Source organism: Prochlorococcus marinus str. MIT 9312, assembly GCF_000012645.1.
GTDB classification, from domain to species: domain Bacteria; phylum Cyanobacteriota; class Cyanobacteriia; order PCC-6307; family Cyanobiaceae; genus Prochlorococcus_A; species Prochlorococcus_A marinus_L.
In genome coordinates this window covers 1595139-1616347 of sequence record NC_007577.1, presented here as the reverse complement: position 1 = coordinate 1616347, position 21209 = coordinate 1595139, and the positions used below count along the sequence as shown (strand labels likewise).

At 32.5% G+C, this 21209-nt stretch carries 24 protein-coding genes; 18 read left to right on the top strand and 6 right to left on the bottom strand.

All coding sequences use genetic code 11. The features are described from left to right. Positions 1-59: 59 nt before the first annotated feature. Complete coding sequence (infC, locus tag PMT9312_RS08915) at positions 60-632, bottom strand: translation initiation factor IF-3 (protein ID WP_011377271.1); 573 nt, start codon at positions 630-632, stop codon at positions 60-62. Positions 633-687: 55 nt separating this feature from the next. Further along, positions 688-1587 carry a tRNA (adenosine(37)-N6)-dimethylallyltransferase MiaA gene (gene miaA / locus PMT9312_RS08910; protein ID WP_011377270.1) on the bottom strand — a complete coding sequence of 300 codons (900 nt, stop codon included), beginning with the start codon at positions 1585-1587 and terminating at the stop codon, positions 688-690. Positions 1588-1726: 139 nt separating this feature from the next. Between miaA and gyrB the strand changes: the two genes are divergently transcribed. The 6 genes from gyrB to PMT9312_RS08880 all read left to right on the top strand — a co-directional run bounded on the left by gyrB (position 1727) and on the right by PMT9312_RS08880 (position 7272). After that, on the top strand, positions 1727-3694 hold the full coding sequence (gyrB, locus tag PMT9312_RS08905) for a DNA topoisomerase (ATP-hydrolyzing) subunit B (RefSeq protein WP_011377269.1): 1968 nt from the start codon (positions 1727-1729) through the stop codon (positions 3692-3694). Then, positions 3691-4020 (top strand): hypothetical protein, encoded by a 330-nt coding sequence (locus PMT9312_RS08900; RefSeq protein WP_011377268.1) that lies wholly within the window; start codon positions 3691-3693, stop codon positions 4018-4020. Before gyrB ends, PMT9312_RS08900 begins: the two co-directional genes overlap by 4 nt. Positions 4021-4023: 3 nt before the next feature. After that, positions 4024-4392: a FluC/FEX family fluoride channel gene (locus tag PMT9312_RS08895; protein ID WP_011377267.1), complete on the top strand. Its 369-nt coding sequence runs from the start codon at positions 4024-4026 to the stop codon at positions 4390-4392. Beyond that, the gene (locus tag PMT9312_RS08890) at positions 4350-4718 is read left to right on the top strand and encodes a CrcB family protein (protein ID WP_318655364.1); all 369 of its coding nucleotides are present in this window, start codon (positions 4350-4352) and stop codon (positions 4716-4718) included. Before PMT9312_RS08895 ends, PMT9312_RS08890 begins: the two co-directional genes overlap by 43 nt. 44 nt (positions 4719-4762) lie before the next feature. Beyond that, positions 4763-6169, top strand: a complete 1407-nt coding sequence (gene mgtE / locus PMT9312_RS08885) for a magnesium transporter (RefSeq protein ID WP_011377265.1) — start codon at positions 4763-4765, stop codon at positions 6167-6169. Positions 6170-6270: 101 nt separating this feature from the next. Then, on the top strand, positions 6271-7272 hold the full coding sequence (locus tag PMT9312_RS08880) for an RpoD/SigA family RNA polymerase sigma factor (RefSeq protein ID WP_036923838.1): 1002 nt from the start codon (positions 6271-6273) through the stop codon (positions 7270-7272). On the opposite strand, the gene PMT9312_RS08875 is transcribed toward PMT9312_RS08880, so the two are convergent. Beyond that, positions 7257-8171, bottom strand: a complete 915-nt coding sequence (locus PMT9312_RS08875) for an alpha/beta fold hydrolase (RefSeq protein WP_011377263.1) — start codon at positions 8169-8171, stop codon at positions 7257-7259. The genes PMT9312_RS08880 and PMT9312_RS08875 overlap by 16 nt on opposite strands. A gap of 90 nt (positions 8172-8261) precedes the next feature. Between PMT9312_RS08875 and PMT9312_RS08870 the strand changes: the two genes are divergently transcribed. Then, complete coding sequence (locus PMT9312_RS08870) at positions 8262-9260, top strand: carbohydrate kinase family protein (RefSeq protein WP_011377262.1); 999 nt, start codon at positions 8262-8264, stop codon at positions 9258-9260. Here PMT9312_RS08870 and tsaE read toward each other — a convergent pair. After that, the gene (gene tsaE / locus PMT9312_RS08865; RefSeq protein WP_011377261.1) at positions 9218-9655 is read right to left on the bottom strand and encodes a tRNA (adenosine(37)-N6)-threonylcarbamoyltransferase complex ATPase subunit type 1 TsaE; all 438 of its coding nucleotides are present in this window, start codon (positions 9653-9655) and stop codon (positions 9218-9220) included. The genes PMT9312_RS08870 and tsaE overlap by 43 nt on opposite strands. A gap of 51 nt (positions 9656-9706) precedes the next feature. Between tsaE and ahcY the strand changes: the two genes are divergently transcribed. Both ahcY and PMT9312_RS08855 read left to right on the top strand, forming a co-directional pair. Further along, entirely contained in the window at positions 9707-11125 is a 1419-nt protein-coding gene (ahcY, locus tag PMT9312_RS08860) for an adenosylhomocysteinase (protein WP_011377260.1), read from the top strand. 2 nt (positions 11126-11127) lie between these two features. After that, positions 11128-11787, top strand: a complete 660-nt coding sequence (locus PMT9312_RS08855; RefSeq protein ID WP_011377259.1) for a DedA family protein — start codon at positions 11128-11130, stop codon at positions 11785-11787. On the opposite strand, the gene PMT9312_RS08850 is transcribed toward PMT9312_RS08855, so the two are convergent. Then, positions 11784-12158, bottom strand: coding sequence for a single-stranded DNA-binding protein (locus PMT9312_RS08850; protein WP_036923880.1), 375 nt, complete (start codon positions 12156-12158; stop codon positions 11784-11786). The genes PMT9312_RS08855 and PMT9312_RS08850 overlap by 4 nt on opposite strands. Positions 12159-12291: 133 nt before the next feature. On the opposite strand from PMT9312_RS08850, the gene PMT9312_RS08845 reads away from it, so the two are divergent. The 6 genes from PMT9312_RS08845 (at position 12292) to PMT9312_RS08820 (ending at position 17411) form a co-directional block, all read left to right on the top strand. Next, entirely contained in the window at positions 12292-13344 is a 1053-nt protein-coding gene (locus PMT9312_RS08845) for a rod shape-determining protein (RefSeq protein ID WP_011377257.1), read from the top strand. 4 nt (positions 13345-13348) lie between these two features. Further along, positions 13349-14101: a rod shape-determining protein MreC gene (gene mreC, locus PMT9312_RS08840; protein WP_011377256.1), complete on the top strand. Its 753-nt coding sequence runs from the start codon at positions 13349-13351 to the stop codon at positions 14099-14101. Next, positions 14098-14616 carry a hypothetical protein gene (locus tag PMT9312_RS08835; RefSeq protein ID WP_011377255.1) on the top strand — a complete coding sequence of 173 codons (519 nt, stop codon included), beginning with the start codon at positions 14098-14100 and terminating at the stop codon, positions 14614-14616. The genes mreC and PMT9312_RS08835 overlap by 4 nt, the downstream gene beginning before the upstream one ends. Before the next feature lie 181 nt (positions 14617-14797). Then, positions 14798-15544 (top strand): response regulator transcription factor RpaB, encoded by a 747-nt coding sequence (rpaB, locus tag PMT9312_RS08830; RefSeq protein WP_011377254.1) that lies wholly within the window; start codon positions 14798-14800, stop codon positions 15542-15544. 50 nt (positions 15545-15594) lie between these two features. Further along, entirely contained in the window at positions 15595-17133 is a 1539-nt protein-coding gene (gene lysS / locus PMT9312_RS08825; protein WP_011377253.1) for a lysine--tRNA ligase, read from the top strand. Positions 17134-17162: 29 nt separating this feature from the next. Further along, on the top strand, positions 17163-17411 hold the full coding sequence (locus tag PMT9312_RS08820) for a hypothetical protein (RefSeq protein WP_011377252.1): 249 nt from the start codon (positions 17163-17165) through the stop codon (positions 17409-17411). Between the two features lie 24 nt (positions 17412-17435). Here PMT9312_RS08820 and smpB read toward each other — a convergent pair whose 3' ends face one another. Next, positions 17436-17930 carry an SsrA-binding protein SmpB gene (gene smpB / locus PMT9312_RS08815; RefSeq protein WP_011377251.1) on the bottom strand — a complete coding sequence of 165 codons (495 nt, stop codon included), beginning with the start codon at positions 17928-17930 and terminating at the stop codon, positions 17436-17438. Positions 17931-17982: 52 nt separating this feature from the next. Between smpB and ruvB the strand changes: the two genes are divergently transcribed. The 3 genes from ruvB to PMT9312_RS08800 are packed head-to-tail and all read left to right on the top strand — an operon-like array spanning position 17983 to position 21004. Beyond that, a complete protein-coding gene (gene ruvB / locus PMT9312_RS08810; protein WP_011377250.1) occupies positions 17983-19041 on the top strand; it encodes a Holliday junction branch migration DNA helicase RuvB in 1059 nt (352 codons plus the stop codon). Further along, entirely contained in the window at positions 19028-19816 is a 789-nt protein-coding gene (locus PMT9312_RS08805; RefSeq protein ID WP_011377249.1) for a tetratricopeptide repeat protein, read from the top strand. Before ruvB ends, PMT9312_RS08805 begins: the two co-directional genes overlap by 14 nt. 3 nt (positions 19817-19819) lie before the next feature. Continuing rightward, positions 19820-21004, top strand: a complete 1185-nt coding sequence (locus PMT9312_RS08800) for an amidohydrolase (protein ID WP_011377248.1) — start codon at positions 19820-19822, stop codon at positions 21002-21004. Positions 21005-21209 lie beyond the last annotated feature (205 nt).

The window sequence follows — 21209 nt, the reverse complement described above, 5'->3', positions numbered from 1 at the left end:
ATTAATTTTTATACATAGTGACACTTTAACATTTGGCATAGTTTTTCGAAAATAATTTCTTATCCTTCATCTTTCTTAATAAGAGGAGTTTTTCTAGGGCTTAAAAACATAATCATGTTTCTTCCTTCTCTTTTTGGCTTTTGTTGTATTTCTGATTGTTCTTCTAAATCATTAGCCATTTTTAAAAGGAGTGTTTCCGCTAAATTAGAGTGTTGAATTTCTCTGCCTCTAAAAAATACAGTGCATTTTACTTTATCGCCCGATTTTAAAAATTTAGTAGCTTGACCGATTCGTACGTCATAATCATGTTTGTCAATTTTGTATCTCATTTTTACTTCTTTAACTTCTGTTTGATGAGATTTTTTTCTTGCTTCTTTTGCTTTCTTTTCTTGTTCAAATTTATATTTTCCATAGTCCATTACTCTGCAAACAGGAGGATTTGCTTTTTCACTTACCAAAACTAAATCAAGTTCTCTTTGAGAGGCTATTTCTAATGCTTCTAATCTATCTATGACTCCTAGTTGTTTCCCATCCGAATCAACGACTCTCAATTGGGGATATTTTATTCTTTCATTAATATTAGGGAGCTCCCTAACAGGAGAGCGACGGTCAAAGCGTGGGCGTGGTGGCATTCAGTTTGGTTAATAAATTGATTGGATGATGAACAAAAATCTATTTTTCATAAAGTTAGTCTAAAAAAGACTCTATCTTAATTATTGCATCTTTTAGCAGGTTTTTGTTATTAAGCCAAATAGGATTATTTTTATTACGAAACCATGTTTTCTGCCTTTTGGCAAATTGGTTCGTTTTTATATTAGTTAACTCAATCGCCTTATCAATCGGTAAATTATTATTTAAAACATCTTTAGCTTCACGGTAACCAATAGTTTCTAATATTGGTAAATCAGATCCATATCGAGAAATAAGATTTTTCGTCTCTTCAATAATTCCAGATAAAAACATATTTTTTGTTCTTCGTGAAATTCTTTCTTTTAAATTATCTCTATTTAATCCAAGCTCTAGTATTTTCCATTGAGGCGGTTTTTGAACTTTTTGAGAAGATAAAGGTTTACCGGTTACATAAAATACTTCCAAAGCTCTTATTGTTCTAATTTGATCAGCAAGATTGATTTTTTTTGCCGAAATTGGATCACAATTTTTTAAAAGCTCCCAACATTCTTTTTGACCAAGTTCCTCCAATTGCTCTCTCAAATTATTTTGCGGAGGGACATCCGGCACAAAAAAACCTTTGGTTATTGCGTTCATATACAAACCACTTCCTCCAACAAGTAGAGGTAAATTATTTTGCTTAATTTCTTTTTGTATTGATTTTTGAGCAATTTCTTGAAATTGTTTTACATTAATTGGATTAATAGGTTCTTCTATATCTATTAGAAAATGCTTTATTTTTTTTTGTTGATTCTCAGATGGTTTGGCTGTTCCAATATCCATAGATTTATAAATTTGTCTCGAATCGATATTATGTATACGAGTTTTAAAATATTCTGCAATTTCGATAGCTAATTCTGTTTTCCCACTTGCTGTGGCTCCAATTAGAACTATTACATGAGGGGGATAAGAAGACATATGAATTTCTGAAGAAAAATTTATTAGTTATATAATATAAGTGATTAAATTTTTCATAGACTTCGAGCCTTTCTCTTATTGCGGTGGTAAGTTTAATGAAAGGTCATTTTAAATGACCAATGTTTTTTTTTTATATTAAATGAGTGAGGACAAAAGATCTAATAAAATCTCAAATGAATATGGTGCGGAACAGATTCAGGTCTTAGAGGGATTAGAGCCAGTTCGTAAACGTCCTGGCATGTATATAGGTTCTACAGGTCCTAGAGGTTTGCATCATTTAGTATATGAAGTCGTTGATAATTCAGTTGATGAAGCACTTGCAGGTCATTGTGATCATATAGAAATAGTTCTTCAATCAGATGGATCAGCTTTAATTTCTGATAATGGACGAGGTATCCCAACAGATATTCATCCAAGGACGGGTAAAAGTGCCTTAGAAACTGTACTGACTGTTCTTCATGCGGGAGGTAAATTCGGAAGTGGTGGCTATAAAGTTTCAGGCGGATTGCATGGAGTAGGAATCTCTGTAGTTAATGCTTTAAGCGAATGGGTTAATGTGACTGTTTATAGAGATGGTAGTGAGTTTAATCAAAGATTTGAAAAAGGTGTATCGCAGAATGTATTGCAAAGTAAAAAGCAGACTAAAAAACCTTTTAAAAAAGGAACCACTATTTGTTTTAAACCTGATAAAACGATTTTTTCTGGAGGAATCGAATTCGAATATGCTCTTCTCTCATCAAGATTAAGAGAACTTGCTTATCTTAATGGCGGTGTAAAAATTGTTTTTAGAGATGAGAGAAATAAATTGTCAGATGGTTCTTTTAAAGAAGAAATTTACTTATATCAAGGAGGCATTAAAGAATATGTTCAATACATGAATGCGGAAAAAGAGGCCATTCATCCTGACATAATTTATGTTGACTCACAAAAAGAAAACGTTTACGTAGAAGCAGCTTTGCAATGGTGTTCAGATGTATATTCAGATAATATTTTAGGTTTTGCAAATAATATTAGAACTATTGATGGAGGAACTCATATTGAAGGATTAAAGACAGTTTTGACAAGAACGTTCAATAATCTTGCAAAAAAAAGAGGTAAAAGAAAAGATATTGAAAAAAATTTAGCTGGCGAAAATATCAGAGAGGGCTTAACTGTAGTTTTATCCGTTAAAGTTCCAGATCCCGAATTTGAGGGACAAACAAAAACAAAATTAGGTAATACGGAAGTAAGAGGAATTGTTGATTCTCTTATTGGGGAGGCTCTTACAAAATTTATGGAATTTAATCCTGGAATTTTAGACTTGGTTCTTGAGAAAGCAATTCAATCATTCAATGCAGCAGAAGCTGCAAGAAGGGCTAGAGAATTAGTAAGAAGAAAAAGTGTTCTTGAAAGCTCAACTTTGCCAGGTAAATTAGCAGATTGTAGTTCTAGAGATCCCGCAGAATCTGAAATTTATATCGTTGAGGGAGATTCTGCTGGAGGTTCCGCAAAACAAGGCAGAGATAGAAAATTTCAGGCTATTTTGCCTCTTAGGGGTAAAATTCTAAATATCGAAAAAACTGACGATACAAAAATATATAAAAATACAGAAATTCAGTCTTTAATAACAGCTTTAGGATTAGGAATAAAAGGAGAGGAGTTCGACGTGAGCTCTTTGAGATATCACAGAGTTGTAATTATGACGGATGCTGATGTTGACGGTGCTCATATAAGAACCTTATTATTGACATTTTTTTATAGATATCAAAGAGAACTTGTTGAAAAGGGATATATATATATTGCTTGTCCTCCCCTCTACAAGGTTGAAAGAGGTAAGAATCATAAATACTGTTATAACGAGAATCAATTAAAGGATACAATTGGAAGCTTTGGAGAAAATGCAAATTACAATATCCAAAGATTTAAGGGATTAGGTGAGATGATGCCAAAACAATTGTGGGATACAACTATGAATCCTCAAACCAGGATGATGAAAAGGGTTGAAATTGAAGATGCACTTGAAGCTGACAGAATATTTAATATATTAATGGGAGATAAAGTTGCACCAAGAAGAGAATTTATTGAAACTCACAGTAGTAAATTAGATATGGCAACTTTAGATATATGATTAATAATCTTCTTAAGAATTTTTGCTTAATTACTTTTGCATTAATTGCTCCAATTACATTACCTGCTGGTGGGATTCAAAAAAGTATAAATCATAATAAGTTTCCTAATAATACAAAAGAAATTATATTAAGTTCCAATACTTCTCTTTATTCTTTTCCAGAAATTAATGCTAAAGAATTACTAGTTCTTGAAATTGGTACAAGTTTATCAGTTTTACGTACTTGGAAAGTCAGTGAAAGAGAAAGTTGGGTTAGGGTGGAATTAGCTTCTAATAAATTATTAGATGATCCTAATAAAATTACAAAAGGCTGGATAAAAATGTAAATTTTGGATATTACTGCCATAAGTCTTGTTTTATTTGGGAGTACTTTTGGATTAATATTTAGGATGTTCATACAAAATAATTTAAAAATTAATATAGGTTTTAATATTCAAAATACTTCAATAGTTAATTTCATAGCATCATTTTTTTTAGGAATTTTATTAGCATTAAATCTTACTAATAACAACTTATTATTGTTATTTTATATTGGATTTTTAGGATGTTTTAGTACATTTTCTTCTTTTATATATCAACTATTTGTTTTATTGCAAAAGAGGAAATTTATGCATTTATTTTTTCACTATTTCGAGGTAATAATAATTTCCTTTATATGCTTTTATTTAGGTTATTATTTGATGCAAATTATAAAATGAAAATAAAAATTTATATTTATATTCTTTTAGCTTGTTATATAGCTTCTTTTTTAAGATTATTTATAAATAATAATTTCATTGTTTCAATCATTGGATCATTACTTTTTGGTTTTTTTATTGACAAAAGATTAAGTTACTCGATAGAAAAAATTATATTAAGCGGTTTTTTTTCGTGCTTTACATCTTTTAGCGGATTTATATATTTTTTGTATAAAGTTTTTAATCAAGGAGACTTGATGAAATTCATAATTTTTTGTAATTTAATTATTATTATAAATTTATTGGTAATGTATTTTGGGTTTTGGATAAGTAGAAAAATTACTTAGATTTCATATAATGGTGTTGTTACTTTGAAAAGGAATTATATTTTATGAATGAAGATAATCTTGAAACTGTTACATCCTTACCTTCAGATTTAAGTACTCGAGAAAATATTACTATTCAACTGGAAGAATTGCTCGTCGCAGGAAATTATGATGAGGCAAAGTTACTTTTAGAACCTTCTCAACCTGTTGATATTGCAGATGCTATTGGAAGTCTTCCATTAATATTGCAGGCATTAGCATTTCGATTACTAAAGAAAAATGAGGCGATTGAGGTTTATGAATATTTAGATCCAATAGTTCAGCAAACTTTATTGGATAGACTTCGTTCGGGAGAAGTTTTAGAAATCGTTGAGAAAATGTCTCCTGATGATAGGGTTCAACTCTTTGACGAATTACCTGCAAAAGTTGTAAGAAAATTTCTGTCTGCTCTAAGTCCTGGTGAAAGGAAAGTAACAGCTGAATTGCTTGGATATGAGCCTGAAACTGCTGGAAGATTAATGACAACTGAATTCATAGATCTTAAAGAGATGCAAACGGCAGCCGAGGCTCTTGCTTTAGTCAGAAAAAGAGCTCCATATACAGAAACAATTTATAGTTTATATGTTACAGACAAGGAAAGACATTTAACTGGTATTCTTTCTTTGAGAGACCTTGTAACTGCTGATCCCTCTAAGCCAATTGGAGATGTTATGACTAAAGATGTAGTTAATATTTCTACTAATACGAATCAAGAAGAGGTGGCAAGAGCAATACAAAGATATGACTTTTTAGCGCTCCCAGTTGTCGATAAAGAAAAAAGACTTGTTGGGATAGTAACTGTTGATGATTTAATTGATGTTATAGAGCAAGAAGCCACAAGAGATATTTATGCAGCGGGGGCAGTTCAACCTGGAGATGAAGATGATTATTTTCAAAGTAGTTTATTTACGATAGCTCGAAGAAGAATTTTGTGGTTGTTGATTTTGGTTTTGGCAAATGGTTTGACGACAAAAGTTATAGCGATGAATGATCAAATATTAAAAGAAATAGTTTTGCTAGCTGCATTTATTCCACTGCTAATAGGTACTGGGGGAAATGTTGGAGCTCAGAGTTCAACAGTTGTCATTAGAGGTTTAAGTACTCAAAAATTGAAGTCTCTTGGTGCAATTAAGGCGGTAGTTAAGGAGGCAATCACAGGCGCTCTATTAGGTGTTTTGATGATGCTAGTTGTATTTCCTTTCGCTTGGTGGCAAGGAGAAGGTCCTTTAATAGCCTCTGCAGTAGGAATAAGTTTAATATCTATAACGACTTTAGCTGCTACAACAGGCGCTATTCTCCCATTGTTGTTTGACAGGATGAGACTGGATCCAGCCTTAATGTCCTCTCCTTTCATAACAACTATCACTGATATTGCAGGTGTATTTATATATCTAAGTACCGCAAAATGGCTATTAAGCCTTTCGTTGATTTAAAATCAACTAGGTATTTATTCTCATTTTTGTAAATTTGTGGATTTTTTTGTTTAACTTTACAATTCTTAATGGTATTGTTTACAAAACAACATTCAATTTTCATGTCTTCTGAAACATTAAGTGAGAATAAATTAGCAACAATATCAAGTTTAAAGGCTAGTAATGATGTTGACCTTGTTAGATCTTATTTAAGAGATATAGGTAGAGTTCCTCTATTATCTCACGAGCAAGAAATTACTCTTGGTAGGCAAGTCCAAGAATATATGCAAGTTGAAAGAGCAGAATTGGAAATTATTGAATTAACAGGAGATAAGCCAAGTATTGAGGAATTATCTAGCAAATTAAATTTATCAATTCCAATAATCAAGAAACGATTGCGAGCTGGACAAAGGGCTAAAGAAAGAATGGTTGCCGCTAATTTAAGGTTGGTAGTAAGTGTTGCAAAAAAATATACTAAAAGAAATATGGAATTATTAGATTTAATCCAGGAGGGAACTATAGGGCTTGTAAGGGGTGTAGAAAAATTTGATCCAGCTAGAGGCTACAAGTTTTCAACATATGCATACTGGTGGATTAGACAAGGCATTACTAGAGCGATAGCTGAAAAAAGTAGGGCAATAAGGCTTCCAATTCACATAACTGAAATGTTGAATAAGTTGAAAAAAGGTCAAAGAGAGTTGAGTCAAGAAATGTCTAGAACTCCAACAGTGAGTGAACTTGCTAAATACGTAGAGCTTCCTGAAGAAGATGTTAAAGATTTGATGTGCAAAGCTGGACAGCCAGTTAGTCTGGAAACAAAAGTTGGCGATGGTGAAGACACTGTCTTATTAGATTTACTAGCAGGCGGCGAGGATTTGCCAGACGAGCAAATAGAGATGGATTGTATGAGAGGCGATCTTCATTCTCTTTTGCATCAATTACCAGACCTGCAATGTAGAGTTTTAAGAATGAGATATGGAATGGATGGTGATGAGCCAATGTCTCTTACAGGTATAGGAAGAGTACTAGGAATAAGTAGGGATAGAGTAAGAAACCTAGAACGAGATGGATTAAGAGGTTTGAGAAGACTTAGTGATAATGTAGAAGCCTATTTTGTTTCCTGAAGAAATTCACATATTAACTTATTGGTTTCTTCAGGTTTTTCATCATGGGGACAATGACCAGCATCTTTAATAATATCTAATCTTTTGATATTCCTGAATTTTTTCTCCCACTCTTTTGCTTCATTTAAGGATTCCCAAGGATCTTTTTCTCCCCAAATCAATTGGATTGGAGTATCAACCTTATCGAACAGGTCTGGAGCAAGATAGTCATCAAATAAGTTAATAAAGCCACGAAATGCTTCTTTAGAGTTTTTCCTTTTAGAGGGTTGATATAGAATTTCAATTAATTCTTCATCGATATTTTTTCCTGAGGGGTAAGCTTTTCTTAGGATTTGTTTTATAACTTTTGGATTAGCAGCTCTCATAAAAAGTGTATTACTAATTATTCTTTGTCTTACTAATGTTTTTAATACGGGCCTAAGTAAATTCATTAAAACATCACTTTTTTTCAAGCGTTTATCATCCATAGTTCTTTGCGCACAATCAATTAAAATGACACCTTTACAATTATCTTTGAGAATTTCAGCAGCTTTCAATGCAATAACACCACCAATTGAGTTCCCTACCAAGTAAACAGGAGATTTTATTACTTCTGAACAAAAGGTCGATATTTGATCACTCCATAAATCAAATGAATATTTAATTGAATTCTCTTTATAAGGTTCGTAATTTAATAAAGCACTAGGCTGACTGCTTTCTCCGAATCCTAGTAAGTCAATTGCGAAGCAGTTAGAAAATTTCCCAAGGAAATCTTGATTATGTCTCCAGTGGTTTTTTGATGCCCCAAATCCATGAACTAATAAAATTTTAATATTTTTTTCAGAAGTAGATTCTTTTGATAAAGACCAAGAAATTTCCCAATTTTTCCACTTCCAAGTTTCAGATTTATTTAAAGACACTATGAAATATGCTTTTAATTAAACTTTAATTCAAAAAAAAATTATTCGTTTTTAATAAATTATTCTTAGTTAAGAAAAAGCTTTCATTTTATGAAAAAGAAAAAGGTCATATGTATTGGAGAGGCTTTAATAGACAGAATCAGAAATAAGTCAAATCAAGGATTTACAGATTTTTTGGGAGGTGCGCCGGCTAATGTTGCTTGTGCATTAAGAAAATTAAAAATAGATTCAACATTTATAGGAAGTTTGGGTAGTGATGATTATGGAAAAAAATTTATTACGCAATTTAGTGAATTGGACGTTAATTTAGATTTCTTGCAATTAGATAATGATTCATCTACTCGCGTGGTTAATGTTGATAGAGATCAATTTGGAGATCGTTTTTTTTCAGGCTTTGAGGAAAGTTCTCATTCATGCTTTGCAGACGAAGTTCTTAGTAAGAAATTAATCGAAAAAGAAATTTTAAATTTGGAGAAATCTTTGCTAGAAACACAATATTTGGTTACAGGAACGATCTTATTATCATCTCCAATATCAGCAGAGACTATTTTTTTTCTTCTTGAACAGGCTAAAAAATTTGAAGTCAAAATAGTTATTGATTTGAATTGGAGAGAGGTCTTTTGGGATCATTCAAGTTTTTCATCAGAAATTAGTAAATCCGCGAAAGTTAAGTTAATCAAGAACTTTTTAAATAATGCAAATGTTTTAAAACTTGCCAAGGAAGAAGCAACTTTGTTTTTTGAGGATGAAAATCCCTTCCGAATATCTCAACAATTGTCTAATAGACCAGATGTAATAATAACTGATGGGAAAAATCCCGTTGCATGGTATATCAATGGATTGCAGGGAATTACCGAAACTCCTACTTCACAAAAAATTGTCGATACTACTGGTGCAGGCGATGCTTTTCTAGCTGGCTTAATTTCAAAATTAATTTCTTCTGGCTATCCTTCAAATGAACTAGAGATAGAAGATTGCATTAAGTTCGCAGGTGTTTGTGGATTATTAACTTGTCTAGGTGAAGGGGCCATCGAGCAACAGCCATATTATGAGAAGGTTAAGAAATTTTTGGGATCTCTTATTTCGTAGTGTCTTCCATGATTTTTTGCGTAACTAATTTCTATTTTCCAGAAATTATCAATAACTGGTTCTATTAATTCTGGCCATTCAATAACTAAAATAGCTTGTCTTTGTATTGCCTCTTCTTCTTCTGAAAAAAAAACTTCTTTTGCTGAAGAAACATTTTCTAACCTGTATAAATCAAGGTGAATTAGTGGAATTTTGCCGGAGTTATAGTGATGCGATAAAGCAAATGTAGGGCTTGTAATGTCCTCAGAGATTGATAAGCCTTTTGCAATCCCTTGAACAAATGAAGTTTTCCCAGCCCCAATTGGACCCTTTAATAAAACAATTGATTGGGGATTTAATTTGTGTGAGAGTTTTTTTCCTAAATTTAAAGTCTCTTTTAAATTCTCAATAAACACAAAATTACACAAGAATCATTTATAGTTTAGTAGAGAAAGTATTTACTAGATATGGTTATCGCAAATTCAGTTAAAAGCTCCACAACTAATTACGTAGTTGCTGATATATCTTTATCAGATTTTGGTCGTAAAGAAATTAAAATTGCCGAAACGGAAATGCCTGGATTAATGGCACTTAGAGATAAATATCAATCTGAAAAGCCACTAAAAGGGGCAAAAATAGCTGGAAGTCTTCATATGACTATTCAGACAGCAGTCTTAATAGAAACTCTTGTTGATCTTGGTGCAGAAGTGAAATGGGCTTCATGCAATATTTTTTCAACTCAAGATCATGCTGCAGCAGCTATTGCAGATCAAGGAATTTCTGTGTATGCAAAAAAAGGTGAGACTCTTGATGAATATTGGCAATATACCCACTGTATCCTTGATTGGGGTGCAGACTCTCCAAATATGATTCTTGATGATGGGGGAGATGCAACTGGCTTATTGATACTTGGTAGTAAAGCAGAAAAAGATTTATCTGTTTTAGATAATCCCGGTAATGAAGAAGAAATTGCTTTATTCAATTCTATCAAGTATAAGTTGGAAACTGATAGTGACTTCTATTCTAGAATTAAGAGTAATATCATTGGTGTCACTGAAGAAACTACAACGGGAGTTGCAAGACTTTATCAACTGCAAAAGCAAAATGCTCTACCTTTCCCTGCTATCAATGTTAATGATTCAGTAACTAAGAGCAAATTTGATAATTTATATGGTTGCCGAGAATCTCTAGTTGACAGCATAAAGCGTGCAACTGACGTGATGATTGCAGGTAAGGTCGCTTTAGTAATGGGTTTTGGAGATGTAGGTAAAGGTTCAGCCCAGTCTCTAAGAGGACTTGGTGCAATTGTAAAAGTTGCTGAAGTTGATCCAATTTGTGCTCTTCAAGCGGCAATGGAAGGTTTTAGCGTTGTTACATTAGACGATGTTGTGGAAGATATAGATATATTTGTTACAGCTACTGGGAACTATCAGGTTATAACAAACAAAAATCTTGTCAAGATGAAAGACGAGGCCATAGTCTGTAATATCGGCCATTTCGATAATGAAATTGATGTGGCTTCATTGAAAGATTATCCATGGGAAAATATTAAGCCGCAGGTTGATCACATAACTTTACCGAGTGGTAATAAAATAATCCTTTTAGCTGAAGGTAGATTAGTTAATTTAGGTTGTGCCACTGGACATCCAAGCTTTGTTATGAGTAATTCGTTTACTAATCAAGTACTAGCTCAAATTGAACTTTTCAATAAGTCAGAAAAATATGCTAAGGAGGTTTATGTTTTACCAAAACATTTAGATGAAATGGTAGCTAGATTACATCTTGATAAAATTGGTGCAAAATTAACAAAATTAACTGAAGAACAGGCTGATTATATTAATGTTTCTGTTGAAGGTCCTTATAAACCAGAGCTTTATAGATACTAAGTTTGAATTTAATTTTTATAAATTTTCTTACTTCAATCCCTGACTATATTAGTTTGGCTGTTGAAAAGAATTCAACAATTGCATACCTAACAATTTGTTTGGCTATGTTTTTAGAAAACATAATACCTCCAATCCCTTCAGAAATAATAATGCCGTTGGGAGGATTTTTTGTTTATCAACAAAAATTAAATTTCTACATTTTAGTTTTTTGGGGGTTATTAGGAACGATTCTAGGATCATTGCCTTGGTATTACTTAGGTAGATTAGTAAATGAAAAAAGACTTTCAATTTTTTTAGATAAAAAAGGAAAATATTTAGGAATTTCTTCTAATGATTTAAATAAAAGTAAAAGGTGGTTTGATAAATACGGGGTTTCTTTAGTTTTTTGGGGCCGATTAGTACCAGGTATAAGAACGTTAATTTCAGTTCCTGCTGGTATAGAACTTATGCCATTAAGAAAATTCTTGATTTGGACTACATTTGGTAGCTTTATATGGGTCGCACTTCTCACTTATGCAGGATATTTATTTGGTGAAAATTATCCAATAATTGAAACTTATTTAGATCAAATCAAATATTTTGTAAAGCCAATTTTAATTTTAATTTTCTTATATTTTTTTATAAAACTACTTATTAGATTTTTAAAAAACAATAGAGCTTAGAAAGGGATTTCGCTGGAGTTACTACTGTTGTTAGAATATTGGTTATTTTCAGATTCTTTTCGGGAGCTTAGTAAGTTTAATCTATCTACCCTAACAACTGGTTTGTATCTATCTTCACCAGTATTTTTATCTTTCCAACTATCAATTTTAAAGCTCCCTGTAATTCCAATTAAAGATCCTTTTTTAACGTAATCTGCTGCTATTTGAGCTTGTTTGCCCCATATTTCTAAATTAAACCAATCTGGTTCTTCATCTCTGCTTCTTCTATTCACTGCAAGAGTGAAATTCGCTACGATACTGCCAGATTCAAAATATCTGACATCTGGTTCTCTTCCAGCTCTGCCAACTAGGTTAATAGTGTTAATTTCCATAATTATTTTTTTTTTAATACTACTCATATTTCTAGGTTCTGCTCAAAGTTTTAAGTGCTATTCATAACTAAAAGACAGAATTCTGAGAGCTTAACAAAAAATAGATATATTATTTATAAAAAGAATTCTTATTGTGATTTTTAACAGATTTAAATTTTCTAGAGATATTGGCATAGATTTGGGAACTGCCAATACACTTATACATGTATCAGGTAAGGGGGTTGTTTTACAAGAGCCTTCTGTGGTAGCTATGGATTTAGAAGAAGGGATTCCATTGGCTGTTGGTAAAGAAGCAAAGTTAATGCTTGGAAGGACCCCTGGCAATATAAGAGCTGTAAGACCACTAAGAGATGGAGTTATCGCAGATTTTGATGCTGCAGAACAAATGATAAAAACATTTATTCAAAAATGTAACGAAGGCAAAGGTATAGTAGCCCCAAGAATCGTGATTGGTATTCCAAGCGGAGTTACCAGTGTTGAGCGAAGAGCAGTAAGAGAAGCTGGATTAGCCGGAGCTAGAGAAGTTCACTTAATTGATGAACCTGTTGCAGCAGCAATAGGAGCATCACTACCAGTGACTGAGCCAATTGGAACTATGATTGTTGATATTGGTGGTGGTACTACTGAGGTTGCAGTATTAAGTTTGGGCGGAACTGTATTAAGTGAATCTGTTCGAATAGCTGGCGACGAAATAAATGAATCAATTGCGCTATATCTTAAAAAAGTTCACAATTTAGTTGTTGGAGAGAGAACTGCAGAAGATATCAAAATCAAAATTGGATCTGCATTTCCAGATGATGATTTTGATAAAACTACTTTAGAAGTGAGAGGTTTACATCTTTTATCTGGTCTACCAAGGTCAGTCACTTTGACATCAGGAGAAATTAGAGAGGCCATGGCGGAAACACTAAGTAAAATAGTGGAAGCTGTCAAAAGAACTTTAGAGCGAACCCCCCCTGAACTTGCTGCAGATATTGTTGACAGGGGGATTATGCTTGCAGGAGGTGGAGCTTTAGTCAGAGGAATTAATGATTTATTGAGCGATGAAACAGGAATTTTTACTCACATAGCAGAAAACCCATTGCTGTGCGTAGTTAATGGTTGTGGAGAGGTTTTGGATGATTTTAAAAAACTGAAAAGAGTTGTCGATACTCCAGACTTTATAAGGAACGCCATAAGAGATTAATATTATGTTAGATATCCGACGAATTTCTACTAGTCGTTGGTGGCATAAAAAGCAAAGTTGGTTTTTCTTCGGAGTTTTTGTATTTTTAGTTTTTGTGAGGATATCAAAGGGATCTTTTTATAAGGATTTTTATTATTTTATTTCAAAGCCGTTTTGGCCTGGTCAATTTCAAAAAGAAGTTATACTAGAGAGTATTGATCAAGAATCTTTAATAAAGTTAAATCTTCTTAAAAAGGACAATTCAAGACTGCGGGAAATCCTATCTCTTCAAGAATCAACTAATAATGATAATATTTCAGCTGCAGTTATTTCTAGAAAAACAGGTAGTTGGTGGAGACAAATAATATTAAATAAAGGTTCAAAAGATGGAGTGGAAATTGGTAGTACTGTTATTGGTCCAGGGGGATTATTAGGAAGAGTAAATAATACTTCTTTATTTACTTCGTCGGTAACTTTAATAACCTCTCCAGAAAGTAAGTTAGGCGTTTGGGTGGATAGAATTCAAATTAATGGATTACTGGTCGGTTTAGGGTCTGATTTTCCTAGCTTAATACTTTTTTCAAAAGATGCTGATATTAAAGTCGGAGATTTTGTATCATCTTCTCCTGCTAGTACGTTATTACCTCCAAATATACCCATTGGTATTGTCCAATCTATAGATGAGACATTTAAAGCAAAAAAAACGGCAAAAATATCACTTTTAGCAAAACCTCACTTAATTGATTGGGTGCAAATTTTAAAAGTCAATATTGAATGAATACATTTTTCAAAAAAAAATCATCAATAATATCATTTATTTTTATCCCAATTATTTTTTTGTGGCATCCAAATTGGCTTGGATTGTTAGGTGTTCAGCCATATTGGCCGTTATTTTGGTTATTACCTTGGTCAATGACTTATGGATCAATCAATGGACTAATATTTGGTTTGTTTTTAGGTCTAATTTTAGATTCTGTAACTTTAGATAGTAGTTTTACTCAAATACCGGGCTTAATTTTATGTGGAATTGTATTTGGGAGAATTAAATTACATAGTAATATTTTGGTGGGACATTTTAGGTATGGTTTAATTTGTTCTTTTGGAAGTTTGTTATGTGGGACTCTTTATTTTTTACAAATTTTGTTTAAAGATTTTTCAGATATTACTTTTTTACTGGTTATCCCTAGTGTTCAAAATATTTTAGCTGAGGTATTCCTTACAGGTTTTTTTGCTCCTTTTATTTGCTCTCAACTTTTAAAATTGTTTAAATTTTCAAGAAGAAAATTACAGTAATATATTTTTATGAATGAAGTAAAAAGTTTACGAAAAAATTTATATCCACAAATTATTGAAAATTTTTGTAAATCTACGGAATATCCCTTTGAGGGTTCGTAATGTTATATTTTTAATTGTTAGAATAAATATTCAATGCAATAATTCTTTGCTTTGAAATATTGAGAAATTTTTTTGAACTATGTCAAAAGCAAGAATTTTAGTTGTTGATGATGAACCTGCAGTTTTGAAGGTATTAGTTACAAGGCTTCAACTAGCAGGATATCAAGTTTTTTCAGCCACTAACGGCGAAGAAGCTATTGAATCTTTTCACAGGGATTCCCCAGATTTGATAGTTCTTGATGTTATGCTTCCAAAAATGGATGGATTCGCAGTTTGCAGAAGAATTAGAGCTGAATCAGTAGTGCCAATAATATTCTTAACCGCTCTAGAGGCTATTTCAGAAAGAGTTGCAGGTTTGGACTTAGGTGCTGATGATTACTTATCTAAACCATTTAGCCCAAAAGAATTAGAGGCTAGGATAGCTACTATTTTGAGAAGAATGGGACCTACTGTATCGGTTGCTGAAACTAAAGAAGTTCCATCTGGCAAAGGAGTTATGAAATTTGGAAGTTTAGTTGTTGATACTAATCGTCGACAAGTTTCTAGAGCAGGGGAAAGAATTAGTCTAACTTATACTGAATTTAGCCTCTTAGAATTATTATTCGACGAGCCTGGTAAAGTTGTTCCTCGAGCAGAAATTTTAGAACAGCTATGGGGTTATCCGCCTCGTAGAGCTGCAGATTTAAGAGTTGTAGATGTATATGTCGCAAGACTAAGGGGTAAATTGGAACCAGATCCAAGAAATCCAGAATTAATATTAACTGTTAGAGGGATCGGTTATGCGTCTCAGAGAGTTGGCGAAACAGCAACATCTTTGGCAAGTTGAGCCATAGTCTGATAATTTTATTAAATAAAACAAATATATTAAAATAAATTTTGTCTGAAATAAGAGAAGCACGCTTACAAAAAGCTAATTCACTAGTTAGTAAAGGATTTGCTTCTTACGCAGAGAGTTTTAGCGTTTCACATACTACAAAATTTCTTATTCAAAAATTTGATTATTTAGAAAATGGTCAAGAGGAAGACTTCAGTGTTTCTCTCGCTGGTAGAGTGATGGCAAAAAGGGTAATGGGTAAAATTGCTTTTTTCACAATAAGCGATCAAGAAGGACAGATTCAGCTTTATCTAGATAAAAGGATGATTAATTGCAATTTAGAAAACCAAAAATTACTTTCTTTTGAAGATATTAAGGAAATAGTAGATATTGGTGATTGGATAGGCGTATACGGCACTATTAAAAAGACTAATAAAGGGGAGCTTTCAATTAAAGTAGAAAAATGGGAAATGTTATCCAAATCATTACAGCCTTTACCCGATAAATGGCATGGATTGACTGATATTGAAAAAAGATATAGACAACGTTATCTAGATTTAATAGTTAATCCACACTCTAAAAATGTATTTAAAACAAGAGCAAAATGTATAAGTTTTATAAGACAATGGCTAGATAATAGAAATTTTTTAGAGATAGAGACTCCAATTCTTCAATCTGAAGCTGGTGGTGCTGAAGCAAGACCATTTATTACTCATCACAATACATTGGATATTCCGCTGTATCTAAGAATAGCTACAGAATTACATTTAAAAAGAATGGTTGTTGGAGGATTTGAGAAAGTTTATGAATTGGGAAGAATCTTCCGTAATGAGGGGATAAGTACAAAGCATAATCCAGAATTTACCTCAGTTGAAATTTATCAAGCTTTTTCTAACTATGTCGATATGATGAATCTAACAGAAGAACTGATTAAAGATATTGTATTTAATGTGTGTGGTTCTTTAGTTATAAATTATCAAAATAAGGAAATTGATTTTTCTAAACCTTGGTCAAGAATATCCATGAAAGATATTGTCAAAAAATATACAGGGATTGATTTTGATTCTTTCAGTGGAGACTTTCAATCAGCAAAACAAGCCGTTAAAAGTATAAATGTTGAATTTTCTAATAAAGTGAATTCTATGGGAAGACTTTTAAATGAGGTCTTCGAGCAAAAAGTTGAGTCAGAACTTATAGAACCTACTTTTGTTATCGATTATCCTGTTGAAATTTCTCCTTTAGCTAGGCCTCATCTTGATAATAAAGAAATGGTTCAGAGATTCGAATTATTTATTGTTGGACGAGAGCTAGCAAATGCGTTTAGTGAGTTGATAGATCCAGTAGATCAAAGAGAAAGAATGCAATTACAGCAATCTCTTAGAGATGAAGGAGATCATGAGGCTCATTGTATAGATGAAGATTTTTTGAATGCTTTGGAGATTGGTATGCCTCCTACTGGGGGATTAGGCATAGGTATTGATAGACTGATTATGCTAATTACTAATAGTCCATCAATTAGAGATGTAATCCCTTTCCCATTGTTAAAACCAGAAATAACTTCCAATAAAAACGAAAAATTACCCTTGAATGAAGTAAAATAAGATAATTAATCCAATACGCAATTTTTTAAATGAGTGGTGAACGTGTTGGTTTCCGTTTCAAACACGCGGATGCAGTAGTAAAAAGAAATCCTCAAGGCCGATCAAGAAGAGGATGGGTTATTGAACCAGTAGAGCAAACTACAAGTAGGGGTACCAAAATGCCTGCTTACAAAATACGTTGGAGAGATAGTGAAAGACCTGAAACTGTCTTACAGCATATGTTAATTGCAGATCCAGATCCTTCCCCGCCTCCAAGTTCAGTAAGTTTGGATTCATAGTTTCAAGAAGTCTGCATAATATTTTTATCTTTTTAGTACAGAGTTGATTTCTTTTTTTATACTTTTTTGTTTTTCATCTTGTCGTTTGTCATGTAATTTTTTCCCTTTACCGACACCAAGAGTTAGTTTTATCCATGACCCTTTTAAATACATAGATAAGGGAACAATAGTCATTCCTTTTTTTTCAGTATTGGATTTCAGCTTAATTATTTCTTTTTTATGTAGTAGCAACTTTCTATTTCTTAATGGATCATGATTAAAGAAAGACCCCACATTTTTGTGTGGTGAAATGTGAACATTTAATAATAAAATCTCACCATCTCTGAATGAACAGTACCCATCTCTTAAATTTGCTTTTCCGTTTCTAATAGATTTTACTTCAGTTCCTAAAAGTTCAATTCCAGCTTCGATTGTTTCAGATATTGCATATTGAAATTTTGCATATCTATTCTCAGCTAGACGTTTAAAATTATTTTCTTTATTAGTATTTTTTCTAACTTTGTTTGAATTTTTTGCCATTTTAGCTGTAAAAAATCTTTCTACTTAGAACAATTGCAATTAACCTTTCATTATGGCAATAATTTCCTCCAATATAGGCGATAATGACTTTTCTCTTCGTAAAAAAGAGCTTAGGCTAGTTGATTCAAAAATCATTCCAGAAGAAAAAAGAAAAAATAATCTGAACTTAGCTAGGCCTATTACTTTTCAAGAATTTATAGGCCAAGAAAAACTTAAGTCTTCTTTAAGAATAGCTATAGATGCTTCAATTTATAGAAAAGAACCTTTGGAGCATACTCTTTTATATGGACAGCCTGGTTTAGGTAAGACTACCCTAGCTTTTTTGATAGCCAAAGAAATGAATACAAAATGTAGGATAGCTACTGCCCCCGCGATTGAAAGACCTAGAGATATTGTAGGGTTACTGCTTGGATTAAAAGAAGGTGAAGTTTTATTTATTGATGAGATACATCGCTTAAATAGGTTAACTGAAGAGTTGTTATATTCTGCAATGGAGGATTTTAGACTTGATTTAACTATGGGAGCTAATAGAGGAGCACGTTGCAGAACAATTAATCTTCCCAGGTTTACTCTGGTTGGCGCCACAACTAAATTAGCCTCAATTAGTGCGCCTCTAAGAGATAGATTTGGGATATCTCAAAAAATTGAATTTTATACATGTGATGAACTAAAACAAATAATTGATAATTTCTCCAGATTAATAAGCTTTAATGTAGATGATGAAGCATCCTCTCACTTAGCAAAGATATCTCGAGGGACTCCAAGAATTGCTTTGAGATTATTAAGACGAGTTAGAGATTATGCTCAAGTTGTTAAAAAAACTAATGTTATCTCCGTGAATTTAATAAAAAAAGCTTTAAATTCTTACCAAATAGATGAAAAAGGATTGGATTATGTAGATAGACAATATTTATCTTTTCTAAACCAAAACAAAAATATTCCAACTGGCCTAGATTCAATTGCAGCCGGATTGGGTGATGATTCTTCAATGTTAGAATTTGTAGTTGAGCCATATCTAATCCAAATTGGTTTTCTCACAAGAACTCCTCGAGGAAGATTGCTTACTGCTTTAGGGAAAAAGTACATTGATTCAAAAAATGATAACTTTTAAAAAAGTTAAGGTTTGTTTTTTATTAATTTTTGTTTTTGTCAATATTTTTTATATTGCACCATGCTATTCATTATCTTTAAGAGAGGATTTGTTTAAAAATGCAATAGATTTAAGTTCAGGCGGACAATTTAATCTCGCTCTACAAGAATGGAATCACTATCTCGATTCTTATCCTGATGATGCTGCCGCTTTGAGCAATAGAGGAAATGTAAGACTTGTCATTGGAGATGTAGAGGGATCAATAGATGATCAAAATAAGGCAATAGGTTTAAATCCTAATGAAATAGATCCTTACATTAACAGAGGTATAGCAGAGGAGGCCTTGGGTCTATGGTCGCAAGCAAAAAAAGATTATATGTTTGTTATTTCGCAAGATAATAAGAATTTCTCTGCATTATATAATTTGGCTAATGTTGAAGGTTCTGCATCACAATGGGAAAAAGCAAGAGATTTATTTTCAAAAGCTGCTACATATAATCCTGGATTTGCGATGGCAAGATCAAGTATGGCTTTAGCAGATTTCCAGTTGGGAAATATTGATGAATCTGAAAAAGAATTAAAAAAATTAATTAGACGTTATCCAACTTTTGCAGATGCTAGGGCAGCTTTAACAGCTTTGAATTGGTATAATGGTGAATATGGTAAAGCAGAGAGTAATTGGATAGCAGTAACTGAATTAGATCCTAGGTATAGTGATGAGAAATGGTTAAAAACAATAAGAAGATGGCCTCCAAAACCAATTAAGGATTTAATGAACTTTATTGATTTAAAATAAGTAATGAATAGAGATGAGTGCTTTCAAAAAATTGATTCATTTAATGATGAATTAATTAATTTAAGAAGACATATCCATGCACATCCGGAATTAAGTGGACTTGAAAATCAAACTGCGATTTTGATAAGTGGTTATTTAAAAAATATTGGTTGGAATGTCAGAGAATCCATAGGTAGGACTGGAGTTATAGCTGATTTTGGCCCCTTAGATAAAGGGATCATAGGTTTAAGAGTGGATATGGATGCTTTACCAATATTTGAGGAAACTAAATTAAGTTTTTGTTCAAAAGTAGATGGCGTTATGCATGCTTGTGGTCATGATTTGCACATATCAATTGGATTGGGTGTAGCAAAAATTGTTAGGGATTTAAAACTTAATTTTAGGACTAGGATAATTTTTCAGCCAGCTGAAGAAATCGCGAGTGGAGCTAGATGGATGATTAAGGATGGTGCAACTGATGGTTTAACCCATATATTGGGGGTACATGTTTACCCCAATTTATCTGTAGGGACTATTGGGATTAAAGAGGGAAGTTTAACTGCAGCCGCTGGAGAACTTAAGGTAGAGATTAAAGGAAAATCAGGCCATGGTGCTCGACCTCATGAAGGAATTGATGCTATTTGGGTCGCCTCTAAAGTAATCTCAGGAATTCAAGAATTAATAACAAGGAAGTTAGATCCTTTAGATCCTGTAGTGATAACTTTTGGTAAAATTAATGGTGGCAATGCATTTAATGTTCTTGCAGAAAATGTTAATTTAATTGGTACAGTTAGATGCACTAATCTTAAATTATTTAAGAATATTGGTAATTGGCTTAATGAAAATATCTCTTCTATTGCTAATAGTTGCGGAGCTGAGGCAAAAGTATTCTTCAGAGAAATAACTCCCCCAGTAAATAATAATTTTGAAATTAATAGAGTCCTCAGAGATTCAGGAATTAATGTTTTGGGTCAAGAAAATGTTATCGAATTACAAAAACCATCATTAGGTGCTGAAGATTTCGCTGAGTTTTTGAATGAAATCCCTGGGGCAATGTTTAGGCTTGGTGTTTCTAGTTCAAATGGATGTGCTCCACTACATAGTTCCAAATTTGATCCAGATGAAAGAGCTATTGCTATTGGAATTAAAGTGATTACAGAAGCCATTGTAAAATTAAACAGTGAAATAATTAATACGGTTGACAAATGAAAATTAATAAAAGGTTTATTTTGTCTTTTGCGGCCCCTTTTTTGATCCTAATGTCTGCTATTGGCTTGTTATTAAGTGACCATACAAGGAAAATTTTTTATTTGCCTATTGGCTTAATGGGAATTTCAATTATTTTGGAGAAAGAAGTAAGAAGAAGACTGGAACGGGAGAATATTTTACAAAAGATAAAGTCTTATAAAAAAAT